This window comes from Vibrio sp. DNB22_10_4, assembly GCF_052879755.1.
Window position 1 is genome coordinate 66,750 of sequence record NZ_JBNNXW010000006.1, and the last position, 18,895, is coordinate 85,644.

The window sequence follows — 18,895 nt, forward strand, 5'->3', positions numbered from 1 at the left end:
ATAGATATGGGGACGCACCATCATCATTACTGACGTGGTTTATCCAAAGATAGAGCTAAAGCGATACGACAGTCATACCGCTAAAAATCGAGTTTAGACACATATAGTCTACCCACCCAATCAGCAACTGATAAGGTGACTCGATAGTCTTATCCTCTCCCATCCGGACTGTAACCGTCGGCTCTGGATTCACACCAGATCTGCTGACCCTGATACTCTGTAGCAGGCGCTCGCGGGCTTATCATGATGATTTACCGCCGGTGGGGAATTTCGCCCCGCCCTGAGAATAGATGAATGTCATTTCGACCTCTAAATGGTAACGATAATTCAGTCAGTTGAAAACCATAATCTGGCTATGTGGTGTTTATGCCAGCAAAAAAATCGATTGTGGCCGAATTCTTAGCTTTAATCTTCGCTAGTAAAAACTTTAGGTTTGCGTCACAGAGCAGAAGGATAAAACAGATTCGCATAACGGATTGTGAGCTACTATTCTCAAACACTCCTATAAAGACGCAGTTCGTCCAATCAAACAAGAGAATACAATGGCGCTCCATCTAGAAACTGAACGACTTATCTTAAGAGACTTCGAACTTGGTGATATTGAATCGTGGCTACAAATTACCTCGCACCCCAAGTATCAAACCTTCTATCCAAAAGAAGAATGCTCCCCAGAGTTCAATGCGCACTTATTGGAAATGTTTGTTGAGCAAGCGCATCAAATCCCCCGCACTAAGTTTCAATTGGTGATTGAAGGCAAAGAGAGCCACCAAGTCATTGGTACTGTCGCGTTTCGTTTAGAGCCTAACGACCAAGCCTCGATTGGATTTGGTCTGGCGGTAGATAGACAAGGACGAGGGCTCGCAGTGGAAGCGATGTCGACGCTTATCGCTTATGGCCGTGAGCAGATGGGGGCACGCTGTATTTTTGCTGAGACTCGCGTCGGCAATAAAGCGGCGATTGCGGTCTGTCAGCGACTTGGTCTCCACAAAGTGAACAGTGAATCTGATGATCTCACGCAGATGAGTGTAATTCGTTTAGAGCGCTGTTATTGATCAGCTGTTAATGAATGATAGACCAGTGTTACCCTAATCGAACTCAATGCTAGATAGGGATAGACGATGCAACAACAATGTCAGATTTCGTTGCCAGGAAATAAAGAATACTCTCCAGCCAAGACGTTTGCTCAAATGTCTGCATGGTGTGAACAGCACCAAATCACGCATGACCGTTATGGGGAAGGGGAGTTAATACAAAGCTTCGAACAGAAGCTGGCAAAGCTACTTGGCTTTGACGCTGGGTTGTTTGTTATCACTGGTACCATGACCCAGCCGACGGCGTTGCAGATTGCTTGTGAAATGAAGCGCAACAATAAGGTTGCGATGCATCCTTCTAGTCATATCCAGCTGCACGAAAATCAAGGCTATCAGTTGCAGCAGCGTTTCAACCTACTTCCGGTTGGTAAGCCATTTAAACCTTGGGTACTGGAGGATTTAGTTAAGATCCCAGACACGCTAGCAGCCGTACTTTACGAACTTCCTATGCGTGAAATCGGCGGACAGCTGCCAAGCTTTGAAGAGCTATCACGTATTAAAGCTCACTGCCGTCAAAACGATATCCACCTTCATATGGATGGTGCGCGACTGTGGGAAACCGCTGCATACTATCAAAAGGATTACGCAGAGATATGCGAGGGCTTTGATTCGGCCTATGTTTCTATGTACAAAGGCATTGGCGGCTTAGGCGGTGCGATGTTACTCGGTGATCAAGCGTTTATCGACCAAGCGGCAGTATGGATGCACCGTCAGGGTGGCAGTGTCTATCATCGTACTCCTTATATCGTTGCAGCAGCTATGCAGTTCGAACAAAGGCTAGCCTTAATGCCCGCGTTATTCGAACGCACGGAGCAAGTCTACAAAATACTGTCAGAATTCCCATTGCTGAAGCTAAACCCGGTCAAGCCACAAGCGAACATGCTGCATATTCATCTACCTATTAGCCAAGACAAAGCAATAGCGCTTCGAGACAAGCTTGCCACAGAGCACAGCCTATGGATTGGCAACCCACAACAAGGCATGTTAGCAGAGCAAAGCTACATTGAGTGGTACGTGGGAGATAGACTACTAGACATGGCAGATGACGATCTAAGAGGTTATCTTCAGTTAATTGAGCAAGGGTGTGTTTAGCTTTTAGTCGGTGATAGACCTTTTGGCCTATCGGTGACCAAAAGGTCTTGATGCTTAAACGATTTGCTTGCTGCTAAGATACAAAAAGGGCGCTAACTGTTAAGTTAGCGCCCTTTCCAAACGTTTGGTGGAGCTGGCGGGAATTACTGCCCTTTTACTTTTCAATATGTTAGCTGATTGATTTGGTAATTCAGTTTATTGGTAAGTACCATTCAAGAGTATAAATATACCAGTATTTGTCTAAGCGTAAAGGCCTTCAGTGAGTATCGCTAATCACTATGCCACTTCATTTGAGAAGCTTAATTGGACATTTTTTATTTAAGGTCGAGTGCTGGAGGCTATATGGGAGTGCAACGGACATGTAGGTCCAGTGCTGACCCACACGCGATAGCGTGTATGTGGCGTTACTCTGTGGATTTTACCAATGGTTAGGATATGAAGTGACTCGCGTTCTATCTAAAAGAACTTAGTCAGTGAGATTAGTGCTTCTCAGCCTTTGTTTTTTTTCTATTTGACGAGAGTTTTCGCAAAATCTGCAGTGCCCAAGTGGTTGTTTCAATCCACTAGTATAAGAGGAGTACCAAAAAGCATCTTTGAGTGGCAGAAACTGATGGCAGCGGCAGCATTTTTTAACTATATCGTATTCTTCAAATTTGAGAGTGTTATTGAGAGTTCTATATCGAATTTGACCACATGTTAACTCAAAATCCACATCACATACTGTCTTCAATAGTTCTGACTCTTTGATATCAAACTTTTCAGCAACAGTAATCACATCTACTCCAGCTATTAGTAGTTCTAAAATCAAATCTTTGTCATGACTTTGGTTCACTATATAGACCTTTATAAGTGATGTTTTTTGGTAATTTGGATATGTATTGGTTCTGTGATTTAGAGGAAATGAACTATTAAATTCTGAAAACTTTGCCTCTCTGATTCTAAACCTATCAATGATCCTTTTTTGTGTAAAGAGGCGTCATACACTTAATTAGAGTGCACTAATGTTTTGTTAGTTCAGTGACAGTGGAGCGGGGGGGAGGAGTTTGCTCTATTGTTCGATATTTTAAAGCCAGAGCAGCCTTACACACTGTGTCTGGCTACTCAGAAGTCAATTAGGATAAAGAACGGAACCTTGGTCGATAATTTTCAGCTGTGAGGAGTAGCGTAGCTCTACAGGATGTGAGATACAACACGACCAAGAGAAAGGCCAAGTAATGGCGGAACAGCATTACCAACTTGAGTATACTGAGGCACTTCGAACTTACGCATTTGTCCTCCAGTCGTTATTTTCGATCTGAAAATGAAATTGTCAGGGAAAGACTGAATTCGAGCCATTTCTCTTACGGTTAGAACTCTCAACTCATGCTCATCATAGTGGCAAGCATCATCTGGAATTGACAGTGCTGCCGGAGCAGGTGATTCTGCTACGAGGGCTTTTTGAGTTTGCTTTTTGGTTGGGTGAGCTAGCAAATAGTTTTCGAAAGCTTGCTTCGTTTCAAACTTGGACAACTCTCCGTTCTCATGAAGGTACTTAAAGTTACTGAGTGTTCGCCACATAGAATCTGATAGGTAGTCGCTTTCTCCTTTTAACAGAGAAAAAACGGCTTTGGTCACTTTTCTATCTCCAATAGCTTGTAAAACCTGATAGAGACGGAAACGACGTTGGACCAAATCACTATTGTTTCGAGGTTCGTGGTTCAGAGGCCAATGTATATGTTCTTCGGGAGACAAAATAGTCCTTCTTTCACTAAGTAGTGAAAACGTGCTGTTTAAGCTCTGAACAAACTTTGACTCTTCTTTTTTAGTGTTGAATTTTAGGTCATCGAGAGCTTCTTTGACGGAAATTTCTCGTTCTCCACTTACTAGAGGTGACAAAAAGCTGTGGTTAAACTTATCGACGTCTAGTTGGTCATTAGCATCAAGTACATCTAGTTTTCCAAATGGAATATCCTCGCTCTGAAGAACGACTTTCTCTTGTACAAGTTGATAAAACTCTAAGGGTTGTTCAAACAACGTGACAGAAGCTTTATCGAGGCGAGCCAGAACATCGTTTAAATGGTTTGCTCGAATCGCTATCATAATAAACCTCGGTCTATTTTGAGCGATCCCAGCGTGTCTTGCGTTTACGTGTAAGCAAAGTGGCACATATCCGATGGATGCGAACACTTTTGCCACTTCATACCAAGCATGAAACTTATTACCTTCCTCATCTTTAAAAGGTCTTAAGATCCCAGTGACATTTTCTAATAATGCCACTTTGGGTTGTGTAAGCTCAACGAACTTAGCGAACTCCCAAGGTAGCGTGTTCTTGTCACTATTCTTTTCGCGTTTACCCGCCATGCTAAAGCTTTGGCAAGGAGGGCCTCCAGATACCAAGTCTAACCCGCCTTTCTGACCAAAGGCACTTCGTAGTTTATCAGTGAGGTCAGGGTTTGCGGCTAAAAGTCTGTTTAGCTCTACGATACTGCCTACTACCAGCCCACCTTTTAGCTTACTCCAATCATCGCAGGGTAAATCACTCACCCCTTCAGCGTCTAAAGGAGGGAATTCAAAAGGATTCTCTCTTAATCTTGGTTTGAGATTGTCATAACGGCTATTCAACCAACGTGTTCTGGGTGGAAGCTCATTTTGGTTTGCGATCTCTTCAAGATCATCCCCAAAAAAGTTATAGGTGAAAGTCTCGGCTGCCATAGGGGACAGTTCATTAGCGAGGGTTAGCTCAAAACCAGCTTGCTCCAACCCCAAAGACAGACCACCACACCCAGCAAATAACTCAATATGATTCACGGAAAAACCTACAAAAAAAATTAGGAGAAAGATTGTAGTAAATTAGTCATCAAAAGTCCAGGCTTTTGATGATGCTCCTGTGCTTCAAATAGACAGTTGACAATACTAGTTAATTTGCATAGCTTCGACGTTAAGGCGCTATGAGAGCCGCCTTCACTATCTGTGTTAAGACCCCTTCAGGTCCTCTCTGCAATTACCCAGTTATGGGTGGTTTGCAGTGGGCGACCGACAAACCAAATATCCCCTTTGAGTAATTGATACTAGCTAGCTAACTAGTTTGTTCGAGCCTAGAACGAGGCCTTCCATCGCCAGAGAAGCACATCCCGTGTTGTTCGATTGACCGATTGTATCTATGCCAAAGGAATACACTATGCCATCTCAAAGCTCCCCTCTCCCGTCCTTGAAGCGTTTCAAACAGCGTGTAAAAACTTTAAAGAAAGAACTTGATATCTCTCACTCAAAGGCGCTAGACCAGTTAAGTCAGGAGTTTGGGTTTGCTAATTGGGAAGAGTGCAATAAGCACTACGCAGATGAAGAGGTGAGACAGCTTGAGCTGCCGTTGCCATCTTTACGATTTGTCGCAGATGAAGATGTATCGATGAGTCAAGAAGACTATCAGGTCTACGACAGTGAAAGAACAGAAGCTTTTAGCTTGGATTGCAAGCAAATGATACAACAAAACAAAAAGGAGCTTGCTAAGCTCGGTGTCGAATATTCTGTTTTTGAACCAACAGCTACCGGTTTGAAAAAGTCTATTATTGACGCCACACACCCAGTTAGATTGCACTTTGAGCAAGAGAACTATCATGTCTACAGGGAACAACAACAGGAACCCGGACATAAAGTTATGACCGATGCTTTCCTCGTTACTCCATCTAAAGTTATATCATCAACCGCACGCCTCTATAGACCAAACACTAAAAAAGGTGATCCGAGAATGTGGTTCAGCAAACTAAAAGAGATCGCTGAACCAAATGAATTAGTCGCGATTATCATCGATAATAATACTCCATACCTACTCAACATTTCTCGTCTTGATTTGGCATTGCTTATCGGGAAAGGTGACAACGAGGTAGCGGCATTTTTCCAAAGGTATACATCTGTAAGAGGTGAAGTTTCTACCGAACTCTTAGAGAAGCTCAAAATACTAGCACAAAAACCGATGAAAGCTCTTCGCACCGGTGACACTGCGCTTGGTTATACACTAGAGTTTCACCTTGGAATTTCAGCTAACTCTAGCAAGAAGCCTGACTACAAGGGTATTGAAATCAAAACTGGTCGAGGCAAAAAAACACGCACCACTATTTTCGCGCAAGTTGCAGATTGGAGCATAAGCCCCTGTAAAAGAAGTGTCGATATCTTAAATAGATATGGCTATGAGAGAGGTGAGGACTTTAGGCTCTATTGTACAGTTAGTACGTTGAAACAGAATTCTCAGGGGTTAAATTTTAAATATAACCAAGAACAGGACTACTTAGAGGAGTGGTACAAGGATGAAGAGTTGGCTGCGGTTTGGCCGGGTGAGCTATTGAGGACTAGGCTTCGAGAGAAGCACGCTGAGACTTTTTGGGTGCAGGCGAATAGTGAGTTTGTTGATGGCGTAGAGTATTTTGATTTACTCAGTGTAACCCATACAAAGTCACCTATATCCAGCCAGTTTCTGCCGCTAATTGAAAGTGGCGTCATCACAATGGATCACTTGATAAAACGTGATGGGTCTAATAATAAAGTTACAGAAAAAGGTCCGTTGTTCAAAATCGACAAGAAGAACCTTGACTTGCTGTTCCCAACTCCAGTTTTGTACTCATTAAAGGAAGCTACTTAGTAAATTAAGGGAAGCATTATGGTTCGCAACGTTTCGTACACTGTTGTTAAGAATATCCAAGATAGAGTTTACGAGGAGGCTCAACAGAGAGCTAATGAAAGACCCGTTTATCAAAACTCCTACCGAGGGAAAGAAGCAAATCAGATAGGGTGCTTGGGAGAAGTAATCGCAGAGTATTGGATGAAAAGAGAAGGTATTCTGTATACGCCAAAGTTAGATAGTAGAAAATACGATTATATTGTTGGCGCCGACATAACTATAGATGTTAAAACGAAGGATAGAACTTCAGTTCCTAAAACTTACTTTGACAATTCTGCACCACTTTATAATCATGACTACCAGATTCCTGATTACTATTTGTTTATCTCGTTGTTAAGGAGTGATGATACTCTAAATACTAAAAGCGAAGAAAATGAAGTGCCTGATATCAAACGTTTTCATAAAGCGTATATAGTTGGTTCCATAAGCTACGGTGAGTTGGATAATGTTGGTCAGGACTTTAAACGAAATCAAACGGATGAGAATGGAACCACATTCTGGACAGATTGCAGAAATGTGCAGATGGGCCAACTTATTCCATTGAGAGATACAATTCGTATCTTCCGTGGAGATATAGATGGCCCTAGTAAACATGCACCGACGCGTAAGTGATTCTGGGATGAACTCCATAATAAAGTTAGTAGAGTTCTATTTTTGGATTATTACTACAGCTGTGTGCTACAACTTTAATAATTGAATAAAGTATCATTTTGTGAAGTCGAAAGACCTGCTAGTAATACTTTCTTCTAACTAGTTTAAACTGCTTTAAACTCGAGTTAGTTTTTAGTGTATGTAGTTTAAACTACATGTTGGTCAATGTTATGACATGTTTGTTGTGCTTTCCTTTAGTAACTGTAATAGGGGGCTCTGGACGCTCTTGCAAGTTTTTGAGTGCATCGGACAGCATTGCACTATTACTGTTACGTCCTAGAGCGAGATTAAGTGGAGTTTTTTGAATACAATTTGTGTTGTTCTTTTTACATAACTCCTTAATTTTATCTAGAACTAAATTAGCAAATTTCTCCTTCTCAATTGCTAGTTTTGCCGCGCTTTCAGTGTTAAAAGTATACTGTACAGAGCTATGCCAGTAGCTTATCCATGCAAGTGCGGCTTCTAGATGTTTAACTGTTACTAGATTGCTTTTGTCAAAAATGGCAAACATCATTGCGTACATCGTAGCGTAGTGACTAGCACGTGCCATCAAGCTTTGTTCTACAGAGTCATCTGGCCCAAGGTTACACAGAGCTTCGTACACCTCTTCATATCGCTTTTTATAATCTTCACTGTATTCTAACTGACCTTCGTCGGAATTAGCCCACGCTAGAACGGAGTTCAATTCTTGTGCGAGAAAGTTCAGCTCTTCTTTATTAGTAACTTTTGGGAATGGAACTCCCTTCTTTTTGAACAGACAATAAATAGGAAATCTATTTGCAAACCCGTTAGCAATAGCCTTATTTGATAGCTCAGCGCAAAACTCGGCTGGTGTTATATGTCCAATTATTCCAACGTGTGGGTTACTACAAGTATATGGGTCGCTTTTTGTTAAGGAGCTTAGGCTTTCACCATCATACAGCTTACGAATGGTTGAGCTTAGTATAGAGTCTCTTACATTGCATTTTGACAGTACACTTTGAAACTCCGCTTCAATAATTACCAATCGTTTATCATCTAACTCTGGAGTCTCCGAGTCTCTTAGTGCATTTGCTATCCCCTCTCCTGATGCTAAACCTCCAAATAATATAGGGGCTATTTGATTGTGATCATGCTCAGATTGGGCCTCAGCAGCTTTAATTAGCGACATTGTTTGGCTGTCACTCACTCCTTTCCCGCCACCAGTTTTAGCTATCAACAGCACATTGAGGCGAGGTTTAGTTTCAGAGGCAGCGTAGGGCATGGTTTTTTTTGATTTAGGAATTGATATAGACACGATGCTCATAAGTGAAGCGAATATTGCTTCGTAGTGTGCTTCAGTGCCGAGACTTAAACAAGACGCAATCCTATGCAGTAACCCATACATACCTTTGTCTGGTAATTTGGGTCTAATTTTAATTACACTTTCATCAATAGGTTTTGATTTACTATTTGATGAATTGTTTTCATCTTTATTGCCCTTTTTTTCTTCGTCGTTTTTCGAGCGTTTGAATATCATTTCAAATACCGTCATGTTATTTTCCTTTTCTTTATAATTAAATCGGGTTAGATTCGACTTTTATCTTTTTTCAGTTGCTAATTGGATCTACTTGAAATGGAAGTAATGACTTTGTTGCATCATTGCAGATCATTTCTACATATGGCTTGTAAACACTAGGTTCATATCCAGTGCTATATACTGATCGCGTTATTGACAGTTTGTTTGAGTTAGATGAGCCATGACCAACAAGGTTCATTATTACCTCCTCAGACACTTCATTTTGATACAGTTCGTCGACGAAAGTATGTCTGAATGAATGAGCTCTTTTATTATCAGGTAAATCCAGATTCTTTCTAATAGTGCGAAACCATTTGGACACATAGTTAGAATAGTATCCACTAATTAGTTTTGTACCACCGAATAGTCTCCCTTCATCTAATTGGTCTACAAACTCAATGAATCCTAGACGAATCAGCTCTGAGTGAATAGGGATTGCTCTTCGAGAGCACGTATTCTTGATACTCTTGTCTTCAAAGCTATCATTTATACTTATACAGTGAATATTATTGATCATAACAATATCACATTTATATAGAGAGCATATTTCGTTGAGTCTTGCTCCCGTATATCTTAAAAGTAGCGGCACCCAGAAATAGTATGCATGTTTGCACTTTTCTCCTTTGTAAAAGGGCAAGCTGAATATGGAGTGTAAGTCTTCTTTCTCGAATTTTACTACATTTATTTTTGGCTTTAACCTATTTGTTCGAACGAGAGAAAATGGATTGGTCTTTGCGTAGCCTCTTCCAATACACCATTTCAAAAAAGCTGAACAACTTTCTATGTCAGACTTTATTGTAGATGGAGCAAGTGTCGGATACTTTAAATCTCTATTGAGTTGAAGTATATCTCTATCTTCCATTTTCTTGAAGATTTCTATTTTCTTTGCGTTGCTAGGATAGTGAAATAAATTCTCGATTGAAGACTCTATATCTTTGATATGAATGTTTTTTAAGGAGCGGGCAGCTAGAATGTTGAAAAATCTATCAATCCTTCTAATCTTACTTGTTATATATTTTTCTTTTGACGTACTGTTTATTACAAGCCAGTTATGATATTCAGCTAGGTATTCCTTGTGCTTATTACTGTTAAAGTTGAAGTTACGTTTAAGTTTGTTTACTAACTTAGCTACTACCATTGGCTCATCCTCTCCTAATTTTCCATCTTTTACTTATGTAAATTTATGTCCGCTGACTTAGGAAATGGATTATATATATAAACGAATAAAATGGAACACCGGTAAAATAATACCTGACTAAAATACTAGGCATTTAACTCGGTCAAATTTATCCGTCCTACGTCCAAATATAGTAAGTCGTTGTTTAAATCTAAATAAACAAAAATATTAGTCGTCAGTTAGGCGTTGGTTAACAACTTATTAACAGTTTGGTGGTGTTTTTTAATACTACTATTGATTGATATTTGAGCTGTCTAACTGAGTTTAATGCCTGTTTGAGTGTTTTTTGAACACTTGCTGACCGAGTTAACTGCTCATGATGGTAATATTTTATTTAAAAAAATAAGATTTTTAGTATCGTTTGCTTGATTTTTAAGCGATTTGTTTTTGGAGTGTTGTCAAAAGAAGCGATTAAAAGTAAGACTCTCGGCATTCGGACAATGGTAACTTTCATTAATTAAAGATTGAAATGAGCCATTTATCAGTCAGAAATTTTAGTTTTGCAGTCGCCTTAGCTGACTGCTCAGATTGGACTCTTGATTGCACTGCTTTAGTCTGTCTATCTGGCCTATCAATTCGATTAGCATGTCAGCCTGTTTACGCTCAGTTGTGTCAATCGATAACGGGTCAATTGATGAAAGCTCCTTTCGTATTCGGTTATATTGTCGATTCATTTGTCGCAAATCATTGTTCTTAAATGCATCTAGCCATTTATGGCCCTGACGCATTAGTCTATTTAAGCGTTGAGTAGCTTCAACGTTTTTTTCGTTTTGCCGAGCTGCTCTCACTATCCATTGTGGAGAGCGTTGGCGTGCTACACCACTGTAGTTCTTTTGCGGCACGTATGTTCGATAGTCGATACTCATTATTTCCAGTATCGCGGAATTGAAGCTTTTCTTGGCTATCCGGGTGGTCGATTTTCTTTGAAGATTCCGCAGGTACTGCAAGTCATCAGTAAATTTCCCAAGAATAAGATGAAGGTGGTCACCAGCCCCGCGTGCTTCTGAGGACTGGTTTTGACGATGCGCGACAGCTCGCGTAATTGAGGCTAGATCCCCACTTTTGACGCCAAGAGACTGACTGAGATTACGCATTATATAATTCAAAATTTGCCTCCATTGTGCCGAGCTTGGGCGGAGGCCTTTCGGAAGAGCGAACACCATTTCTATAGCGGGAGTAGGTGGGCGTCCGCCTCTACGATTCATACTCTGCTGAATTGAGTATCTGTTACAGTTAGTAATTATATTGAGTGACGTTTGTTGGCTACCAAAAATGTTAACTATTGCTTCGGTACTACGGTGGTTTCTGTGCTTTACATCATTCAAATATATCTCTCTCGCCAAGACATTTTGTGTAGACTCAGTAATGACAGTCCAGTTCTTTAGCATTGTTTTGATTTAAGTATACAAAAGATCTTATTGGTATCGAAACTCATACCTATGACATTGGTAGTCAAGATAGGCAAACCTCGCTACAAGTAGCGAATGTATGTTTGCCATCTTGCGGGGAAACCCTGCGACCCTATTTTTGTTTTAGCGGCCACTATCGTTTTTTTCGTGAGGGAGCCTTATAGGTCTGTCCATCAAAGATTTACTTAGATCTTCAATAATCGCTCTAGCGATCTCGTTAGCCTCTTTTGTGATTCGGCGATATTCCTTTGGTTCGGTGATCGGTTTGATTTTTGGTAAGATCAAAATCATTGAAGGGAAGTCTCTTTCAAATATCTCCGAAACAAAGCGATATCTATCACTCTTTTCGTTTAGGTCCACATTGGTAAGAAACCCTTTATCTATACAAATGTTGAGTACCTCTTTCTTCGTTATCAATTTGAAGTTTTCGTAAGTATGAGGCTTGGAATACATGAGAAGGAGCTCGGAGCCAGTATAGGAACGTTTTTTGTCCATAGTTTTCCTAAAGCATACAAAGTTCGCTCCTTAGGCCCAAAGTTTCTTTCTATGAGATTATTTCGGTTTCCTATGAGTTAGTTCGACTTCGAGTACGTTTATAGCTTCGAGTAGTTTTAGGGTATTGATTGATTTCCCATATCTGTCATAAGTAATGTTGTTTTGGGCGTGCCCAAGTAACTCACCGGCCACAATCGGAGATACTCCGTTATTCTTTAGCTGTGTTGCCACCGTATGCCGTAGCGAATGAAAATCATATCCCTTACCAAACCCCAACTTCGTTTTGAATCGTGCAAACCACTTTGATGCTGCCGTACCGTAACCATCTCGCTCTAGCTTTAGTGCGGGAAATAGTCGCTCGTGATGTACCCCTAGCGCAAACTCTATGAAACCTAAATCAATTAGCTTTTGATGCACAGGGATTGTTCGGCGACTGAAGTTGTTTTTCAGTCTTTGACCTGCCAAATTATCATCAATCCTGATTACCCAAACGTCACCTTCTTTGTGTATGTTTTCTTTATATAGTTGGCACAGTTCATTTAGCCTTGCTCCCGTATAAATTCCAAGCAAAGGGAGCCAGTAGTAATGAGGGTGTCTATACTCTTCTCTGGTATGTATAGGCGTGCCAAATAGTTTTTTCAGATCAGTTTGACTGTAGGCATTTTTGGCATCTCGGTCGCTTCGCACTTTTCTAAATTTCATACCTTTAAACGGATTAATATCAGTAAGTTCCATTTGCAAACACCACTCAAAGAATGAAGAGCATTTCTGTATATAGTCTTTGACGCTTTCATTGCTCAATACAGGAAGTCTGTACTTGTTGTTAGCTTCTATGACATCAATCCCTGCGAGTTTAGACAACTCGCTGTGCTTCTTTGCATTGGCTGGGTACTGTTGTAGAAGCTTTCGTGCGTCCTCGGCCTGAAGGCGCCTTATTTGTCGGATGTCTAATATGTTTAGTAGTGAAAGTACGATATAGCATTTGGCGTACGCCATGTGCAGAGTCTTCTCTTGAACCAAGTGCTTCTTGGCTTCTCGATACTTTTCGAGGCACTTAAAAGGGCTTATTTGCGATTGAATAGATGGTGCTGTGACGTTTTTGGAGTTGCAATGTGGTTGAGGCAAAGACCTGCTGTTGCCATCAAAGTGGCATTTTTGCTGTATGGAAGTTCTGATCCTCAATTCAAGCTCAAGTCCTCTAATGATTGCTTCTTCTTTATTGCTTGTCTTAAGGGATTTTTTTATCTCGTAGCGATCAGAGAATAAGTATCGATGGGGTTGTGGAATTTGGTAGCGGAACTGCCATATGCCGCTTTTGGAGATGTGTAAGTTTCGCATGCTTCAGTACCTTAATTTAGTACCAAACAGCTAATATGGAGAAGGTATAGATAAAAAAAGGCGGTAAGTCAGATGCTTACCGCCTTTTCCAAACGTTTGGTGGAGCTGGCGGGAGTTGAACCCGCGTCCAAAAACCATTCATCATTGGTACTACATGCTTAGTCGATCTTTAAATTCACCACCAACCTGCGAACCGACACGCTAGTTAATGGCTATCCTGAATTGAATTTCGAACTTCATCTCTCAGGCGGGAGAATCCGATCTAGCTAGTTTGGGTTTGACTCTTTGTTGTTCCCCGTCTTACAAGCGGAAGCTAGGGCAAAGAGGCTCTGAGCAGGTTATTAAGCTGCTAGTGCGTAGTTTTCGTCGTTTGCGACTATTTTTTTGCGGCTTTTTACGTGGCCAACCGCCCCACGGCATGCACCTCAGACTTCAAAATTCCTGTCGAATCCTAAATCAGCCCCAAAGTGTTCTTCGCATGTTACCAGAAAAGCATGGCCTGTCTAGCACCGCGGAGTTTAACTGGTCAGTTTTAGCGCAAATTACTCTTCATGATTCGCGCTTTATCACGTGCCCAATCTTTTTCTTTCAAATCAGCACGTTTGTCGTGAAGCTTTTTACCTTTCGCGACGCCCACTTTGATCTTAGCCCAAGAACGCGACCAGTACATAGTCGTAGCAACAAGCGTCATGCCGTCACGGTTAACTAGACCAATAAGTTTGTCCAGTTCGCGGCGATGCAAGAGCAGTTTGCGTACGCGTGTTGGTTCGGCAACAATGTGAGTTGATGCTTGGTTAAGCGGAATGATTGACATGCCGCTGATGTAAGCTTGGCCATCACGTAGGAAAACGTAGCTCTCAGCGATATTCGCTTTGCCTGAGCGTAGGGATTTTACTTCCCAGCCTTGCAGTTCGATACCAGCTTCGATCTCGTCTTGAATGTGAAATTCGTGGCGAGCTTTCTTGTTCTGAGCGATGGTATTGCTACCCGCTTTATTCTTTGAATTCTTCTTTACCATAATGGCGTCATTATACGGCGAGTTTTTGCGTTTAGGGAAGGGTTTTATTTGCCAAGCTTTTGTTTTGTGTGAGCGCGCGTTACCTCCCGATTATTAAAGGGTATGAGCGTGTGACTTGAGCTAACAGCTGCTTAACAGTAGAATCGGAGGCAACCTTTTAGTTTGGGGAGTTTTTATGCAACAAGTGACTCGCTCGGCGCTCGTGATGTTTAGCGCTGATCAAATGTTTAACTTGGTTAATGATGTCGCCAGTTATCCTGATTTTTTGCCGGGCTGTTCAGGCTCGCGTGTACTAGAGACAACAAACTCAGCGATGGTTGCGTCGGTAGACGTTTCAAAGGCAGGGATCAGTAAAACATTTACCACTGCGAATACTTTGGTGCATGGAAGCGAGATTCTGATGGAGCTGGTGGACGGCCCATTTAAAATGCTTAAAGGCGTTTGGTCTTTTATTCCACTCGATGATCAGGCGTGCAAAGTTGAGCTAAAACTTGAGTTTGAATTCTCAAGTAAAATGATTGAACTGGCGTTTGGAAAGATCTTCCACGATGTCACGAGTAATATGGTGAACGCATTTACTAAGCGTGCCAAAGAGGTGTACACCTATGAGTGCTGACGCTCAGCTTATTCACGTAGAGGTGGTTTACGCCTTGCCTAATGAACAGCGTGTTTTTCAGTTGGTGGTTAATCATGAATCGACGGTGGAAGAGATTATCCAAAAGTCGGGCGTGCTGTCGGTGTATCCTGAGATAGATTTGTCGACCAATAAGGTTGGCGTGTTTAGTCGCAACGTGAAGTTGGATGCAACGGTAAGAGATAAAGACCGTATTGAGATTTATCGCCCGCTACTTGCCGATCCAAAAGAAATTAGACGTAAACGTGCAGAGCAAGCCAAAAACGCGGGCAAAGCCGATCCGGTGACGGGCGGTAAGCCATCGCCAGTTCGAAAGAGTGCAGAGGCAAGCTAACGCTACAGCTTCAATAGAAACGAAAAAAGCTCGCCTAGGCGAGCTTTTTTGTATTTTAACGATCTAGTTCAGTGCGTCGAAGAAGTTATCGCTTGCTTCGTAGTCGCCAGCGATAGACGCCAACACGCCGTTACCGTCAAAGTTGACGACTAGGTTCTGCTGAACAGAATCGTCGTGTCCCTTGGTTGCGTGGTAGATGTAGTACCAAGTATTCGGGTAGCCGTTTTCAATGAGCATTGGTGAGCCAAGAACGAAGCGAACTTGTTCTTTGGTCATGCCATAACGTAACTGGTCTACCGCACTCTGCTCAACGAAGTTGCCTTGGTTGATATCAATGCGATATACGATTTTTTCTATTACTGAACATCCTGTCAGCACACTAAGTGCTAGTGGTAATGCAAGTAACCACTTCTTAAATTGCATAGCTTTAATTTACAACGTCGATTTGTGAAACTGCAAAGATAATAAACAAGGATGAGCCAGAAGTAAAAACTTGTCTGCGTAAGATTGTCGCTCAAGCTCGGTTTTATGAGTTAAGCAACAATCCTCGGTTAATCTTGGCTTGCTAGGGAACTATCTCATCACAGTGCAATCACGCGGCGATCAGTAGTTCTTTAGCGTTGGCGAGTGTTGAGTCGGTGATTTGGCTGCCACCAAGTAGGCGAGCAAGTTCGGTGACACGCTCTTGCTCGTTTAGAGTCAACATACTGGTCTCGGTTTTATTGGCTTTGGTCGTTTTGGTAACAAACAATTGCTGATGACCATGACCGGCTACTTGCGGCAAGTGGGTCACACACAGCACTTGCGTTGACTCACCAAGCTTACGAAGCATTTTACCCACCACTGCAGCAGTAGGTCCGCTGATACCGACATCCACTTCATCGAAGATTAGGCTAGGTGTATCGACTTTTTGTGCGGTGATCACTTGGATAGCTAAGGAGATCCGAGATAGCTCACCACCAGAGGCCACTTTGGCGATCGGCTGCATAGGCTGGCCTGGGTTGGTAGAGACCAAGAACACCACGCTATCCATGCCTGTTGGGGAAGGATGATCAGATTGGAATGCGACATCAATGGCGAATTTGGCTTTTTCCATACTGAGTTCATGCATGCTTTGAGAAATCAGCTTGTTGAGCTCTTTTGCGTAGCGTCCACGAGATTTATTCAGTTTTTCACTGACTCTGACATAAGCATCAAAGTGGTTGGCCACTTCTTGCTCCATTTCTGCCATTTTTTCATCCGAGCAATCTAGAGCTTCGATTTGTGCGAGCAAGTCCTGATGGTGCTGGTATAGCTCCTCAGGCATTACATGGTGTTTACGAGCTAGCGACATGATTTTAGAAAAACGCTCTTCAACATAAGCCATGCGCTCCGGATCAACATCAATCTTGTCGAGATAATTGCGAAGCTCAGTATTGGCTTCCTCAATTTGGATGATGGCTTCTTCAATCATGTTAGGAAGTGGCGTTAGGCTAGCGTCGAGCTCGGCAAGCTGTAGCAATTTGCTGCTGGCGGTTTGTAGCATAGCAAGTGCGTTTACTTCATCACCCTCGTAGATGATGTCGATGGCTTGTTGGCACGTCACTGCCAATTCACCACTGTTGGATAAACGCTTGTGTTCTTGTTCAAGACCGGGGAATTCGTCTTCTCCAATCGCTAGCTCATTGAGTTCTTTGATTTGATATTCAAGCAACTGCAGCTGAGCCAGATTGTTAGCACTGTTTTCTTTCAGTTTGGTGAGTGCAATATCGGCATTACGCCAGGTTTGGTACTTTGAACGAACCTGTTTAAGCAGTGCGGTGTGGCCTGCGTATTGGTCAAGCAAGCTGAGCTGATAATCACTCTTCATCAATTGGTGATGCGCATGCTGACCGTGGATGTTTATCAACAGTTGGCCAAGCGATTTTAGCTGTGACAAGGGAACCGGACTGCCGTTAATGAAAGCGCGCGAGCGCCCTTCTTTGGTAATGGTGCGGCGCAAAATACATTCAGTGCCATCAAACAGGTCATTGTCTTCGAGCCAGCGTGTCGCTTGTTGATTGTCCTCAATCGCAAAAGCGGCAGTGACTTCAGTTTTGTCTTCACCAGCACGCACGGCGCCAGCGTCGGCACGGCCACCTAAACACAGCCCAAGCGCGTCGATAGCAATGGATTTACCTGCGCCGGTTTCGCCAGTGATGGTTGTCATACCTGTACATAGTTCTAACTGCAGCGATTTTACGATAGCAAAATTATTAACACTTAGATGAGACAGCATTTTATTTACCTGTTTAAATGAACATTACTGTATGTAAGTTCAGTATATACTGTTTCTTTATACAGTAAAGTTGCACAGGTAAATTTTTATGTGACAGGACGCACTGTTGCCGATTATTTGATCGAAAAGAAAGGAATTTAACCGGCGGATACAAAAAAGCCTCAATGGCAATATTGAGGCTATCGATAGGAATGGAGGCTATCTATCTGATTTATTTAAAACAGTTTACTCGACCATCCGAGTTTATTTCGCAGTACGTGATAGTAGCTATAGTCTTTTGGATGGATCAGTTTTAGCGCGTTCGGACTTTGATAGATGTGGATTTCGTCACCAGGCGATACAGGTAGCGAGATTTGTCCGTCGCAGCTGACTTCTTGTGTGCCACGGTTATCAGGGGACACCACCAGCTTAATACGGCAGTTACCATCAACCACCAATGGGCGACTCGACAAGGTATGTGGGAACATCGGTACCAATGAGATTGCATTGAGTTGTGATGATAATATAGGGCCACCGCCGGAGAGCGAGTAGGCAGTGGAGCCTGTTGGCGTAGACACAATAAGCCCGTCAGATCGCAAACTGAACGCGAATGAGTCATCAATATAGACTTCAAACTCGATCATGTGTGCGACTTGTCCCGGGTGAAGAACCGCTTCATTGAGTGCTGCGTTATGACTTTTTATTTGGCCGTGTCGATGAATTTCTGCTTCTAGGAGAAAACGTTTCTCCTCAAGGTATTCACCATTGAGCACGGATTCGAGTGCGGTTTCAAAGCCTTCAGGATTTAGATCTGTAAGAAAGCCAAGGTTGCCACGATTGACGCCAATTACAGCCACATCGAATCGAGACAGTACTCGAGCTGCGCCAAGCATATTTCCATCGCCGCCAACCACAATAGCTAAGTCGGCTTCTCGGCCTATACGAACTAAGCTGAAGAAGTGCTGCCTTGGGATGTCGACAAGAATATCGATCAGACGATCATCGACAAGAACCTTGTAGCCTTTCGAGGTGAGCCACAAAAACAGCTCTTTATGGGTTTGAATGGCTTGCTGAGCTCGAGGTTTGCCTATGATGGCGATCACCTCAAAGGGTTTTTTCATATCACTTCCAAACTAATAGTGCTTGAATCACAAATCTTCATCCCCATAATATACCCAAAGTATGTATATATGCAGTGTTTGGTGCGATTTAGTTCCTAAGAATTGTGAGTG

Annotated in this window: 16 protein-coding genes, 1 other RNA gene and 1 riboswitch; of the genes, 6 read left to right on the plus strand and 11 right to left on the minus strand. The window is 42.3% G+C overall.

Features of this window, described 5'->3' with window-relative positions:
• Nucleotides 1-147: 147 nt before the first annotated feature.
• Nucleotides 148-292: riboswitch (FMN riboswitch) on the minus strand.
• Nucleotides 293-542: 250 nt separating this feature from the next.
• On the plus strand, nt 543-1,052 hold the full coding sequence (locus ACVA6Q_RS15395; RefSeq protein ID WP_446648099.1) for a GNAT family N-acetyltransferase: 510 nt from the start codon (nt 543-545) through the stop codon (nt 1,050-1,052).
• Between the two features lie 66 nt (nt 1,053-1,118).
• Complete coding sequence (locus ACVA6Q_RS15400; RefSeq protein ID WP_353497955.1) at nt 1,119-2,183, plus strand: threonine aldolase family protein; 1,065 nt, start codon at nt 1,119-1,121, stop codon at nt 2,181-2,183.
• 466 nt (nt 2,184-2,649) lie between these two features.
• On the opposite strand, the gene ACVA6Q_RS15405 is transcribed toward ACVA6Q_RS15400, so the two are convergent.
• On the minus strand, nt 2,650-3,015 hold the full coding sequence (locus tag ACVA6Q_RS15405; protein WP_446648100.1) for a hypothetical protein: 366 nt from the start codon (nt 3,013-3,015) through the stop codon (nt 2,650-2,652).
• A 338-nt stretch (nt 3,016-3,353) separates the two neighbouring features.
• Complete coding sequence (locus ACVA6Q_RS15410; RefSeq protein ID WP_446648101.1) at nt 3,354-4,970, minus strand: DNA cytosine methyltransferase; 1,617 nt, start codon at nt 4,968-4,970, stop codon at nt 3,354-3,356.
• A 370-nt stretch (nt 4,971-5,340) separates the two neighbouring features.
• Between ACVA6Q_RS15410 and ACVA6Q_RS15415 the strand changes: the two genes are divergently transcribed.
• Both ACVA6Q_RS15415 and ACVA6Q_RS15420 read left to right on the plus strand, forming a co-directional pair.
• The gene (locus tag ACVA6Q_RS15415; RefSeq protein WP_446648102.1) at nt 5,341-6,795 is read left to right on the plus strand and encodes an MvaI/BcnI family restriction endonuclease; all 1,455 of its coding nucleotides are present in this window, start codon (nt 5,341-5,343) and stop codon (nt 6,793-6,795) included.
• A gap of 18 nt (nt 6,796-6,813) precedes the next feature.
• Entirely contained in the window at nt 6,814-7,446 is a 633-nt protein-coding gene (locus ACVA6Q_RS15420; protein WP_446648103.1) for a hypothetical protein, read from the plus strand.
• Nucleotides 7,447-7,636: 190 nt separating this feature from the next.
• Here the strand turns inward: ACVA6Q_RS15420 and ACVA6Q_RS15425 are convergent, their stop codons facing one another.
• From ACVA6Q_RS15425 to smpB, 6 genes are all read right to left on the minus strand, one after another.
• Entirely contained in the window at nt 7,637-8,998 is a 1,362-nt protein-coding gene (locus ACVA6Q_RS15425) for a DUF3987 domain-containing protein (RefSeq protein WP_446648104.1), read from the minus strand.
• Between the two features lie 55 nt (nt 8,999-9,053).
• Nucleotides 9,054-10,160: a site-specific integrase gene (locus tag ACVA6Q_RS15430; RefSeq protein ID WP_446648105.1), complete on the minus strand. Its 1,107-nt coding sequence runs from the start codon at nt 10,158-10,160 to the stop codon at nt 9,054-9,056.
• Nucleotides 10,161-11,731: 1,571 nt separating this feature from the next.
• The gene (locus tag ACVA6Q_RS15435) at nt 11,732-12,103 is read right to left on the minus strand and encodes a hypothetical protein (RefSeq protein ID WP_446648106.1); all 372 of its coding nucleotides are present in this window, start codon (nt 12,101-12,103) and stop codon (nt 11,732-11,734) included.
• Nucleotides 12,104-12,160: 57 nt separating this feature from the next.
• A complete protein-coding gene (locus tag ACVA6Q_RS15440) occupies nt 12,161-13,441 on the minus strand; it encodes a tyrosine-type recombinase/integrase (RefSeq protein WP_446648107.1) in 1,281 nt (426 codons plus the stop codon).
• Between the two features lie 97 nt (nt 13,442-13,538).
• Nucleotides 13,539-13,905: a transfer-messenger RNA gene (gene ssrA / locus ACVA6Q_RS15445) on the minus strand.
• 68 nt (nt 13,906-13,973) lie between these two features.
• A complete protein-coding gene (gene smpB, locus ACVA6Q_RS15450; RefSeq protein ID WP_112460957.1) occupies nt 13,974-14,459 on the minus strand; it encodes an SsrA-binding protein SmpB in 486 nt (161 codons plus the stop codon).
• Nucleotides 14,460-14,634: 175 nt separating this feature from the next.
• Between smpB and ACVA6Q_RS15455 the strand changes: the two genes are divergently transcribed.
• Together ACVA6Q_RS15455 and ACVA6Q_RS15460 are read left to right on the plus strand one after the other, a co-directional pair.
• Nucleotides 14,635-15,075, plus strand: a complete 441-nt coding sequence (locus ACVA6Q_RS15455; RefSeq protein WP_338163649.1) for an SRPBCC family protein — start codon at nt 14,635-14,637, stop codon at nt 15,073-15,075.
• A complete protein-coding gene (locus ACVA6Q_RS15460; RefSeq protein ID WP_353497975.1) occupies nt 15,065-15,427 on the plus strand; it encodes an RnfH family protein in 363 nt (120 codons plus the stop codon). Before ACVA6Q_RS15455 ends, ACVA6Q_RS15460 begins: the two co-directional genes overlap by 11 nt.
• A gap of 63 nt (nt 15,428-15,490) precedes the next feature.
• On the opposite strand, the gene bamE is transcribed toward ACVA6Q_RS15460, so the two are convergent.
• The 3 genes from bamE to nadK all read right to left on the minus strand — a co-directional run bounded on the left by bamE (nt 15,491) and on the right by nadK (nt 18,784).
• The gene (gene bamE, locus ACVA6Q_RS15465; protein WP_042500816.1) at nt 15,491-15,850 is read right to left on the minus strand and encodes an outer membrane protein assembly factor BamE; all 360 of its coding nucleotides are present in this window, start codon (nt 15,848-15,850) and stop codon (nt 15,491-15,493) included.
• Nucleotides 15,851-16,019: 169 nt separating this feature from the next.
• Nucleotides 16,020-17,684, minus strand: a complete 1,665-nt coding sequence (recN, locus tag ACVA6Q_RS15470) for a DNA repair protein RecN (RefSeq protein WP_353497976.1) — start codon at nt 17,682-17,684, stop codon at nt 16,020-16,022.
• Nucleotides 17,685-17,899: 215 nt separating this feature from the next.
• A complete protein-coding gene (nadK, locus tag ACVA6Q_RS15475; protein ID WP_353497977.1) occupies nt 17,900-18,784 on the minus strand; it encodes an NAD(+) kinase in 885 nt (294 codons plus the stop codon).
• Nucleotides 18,785-18,895 lie beyond the last annotated feature (111 nt).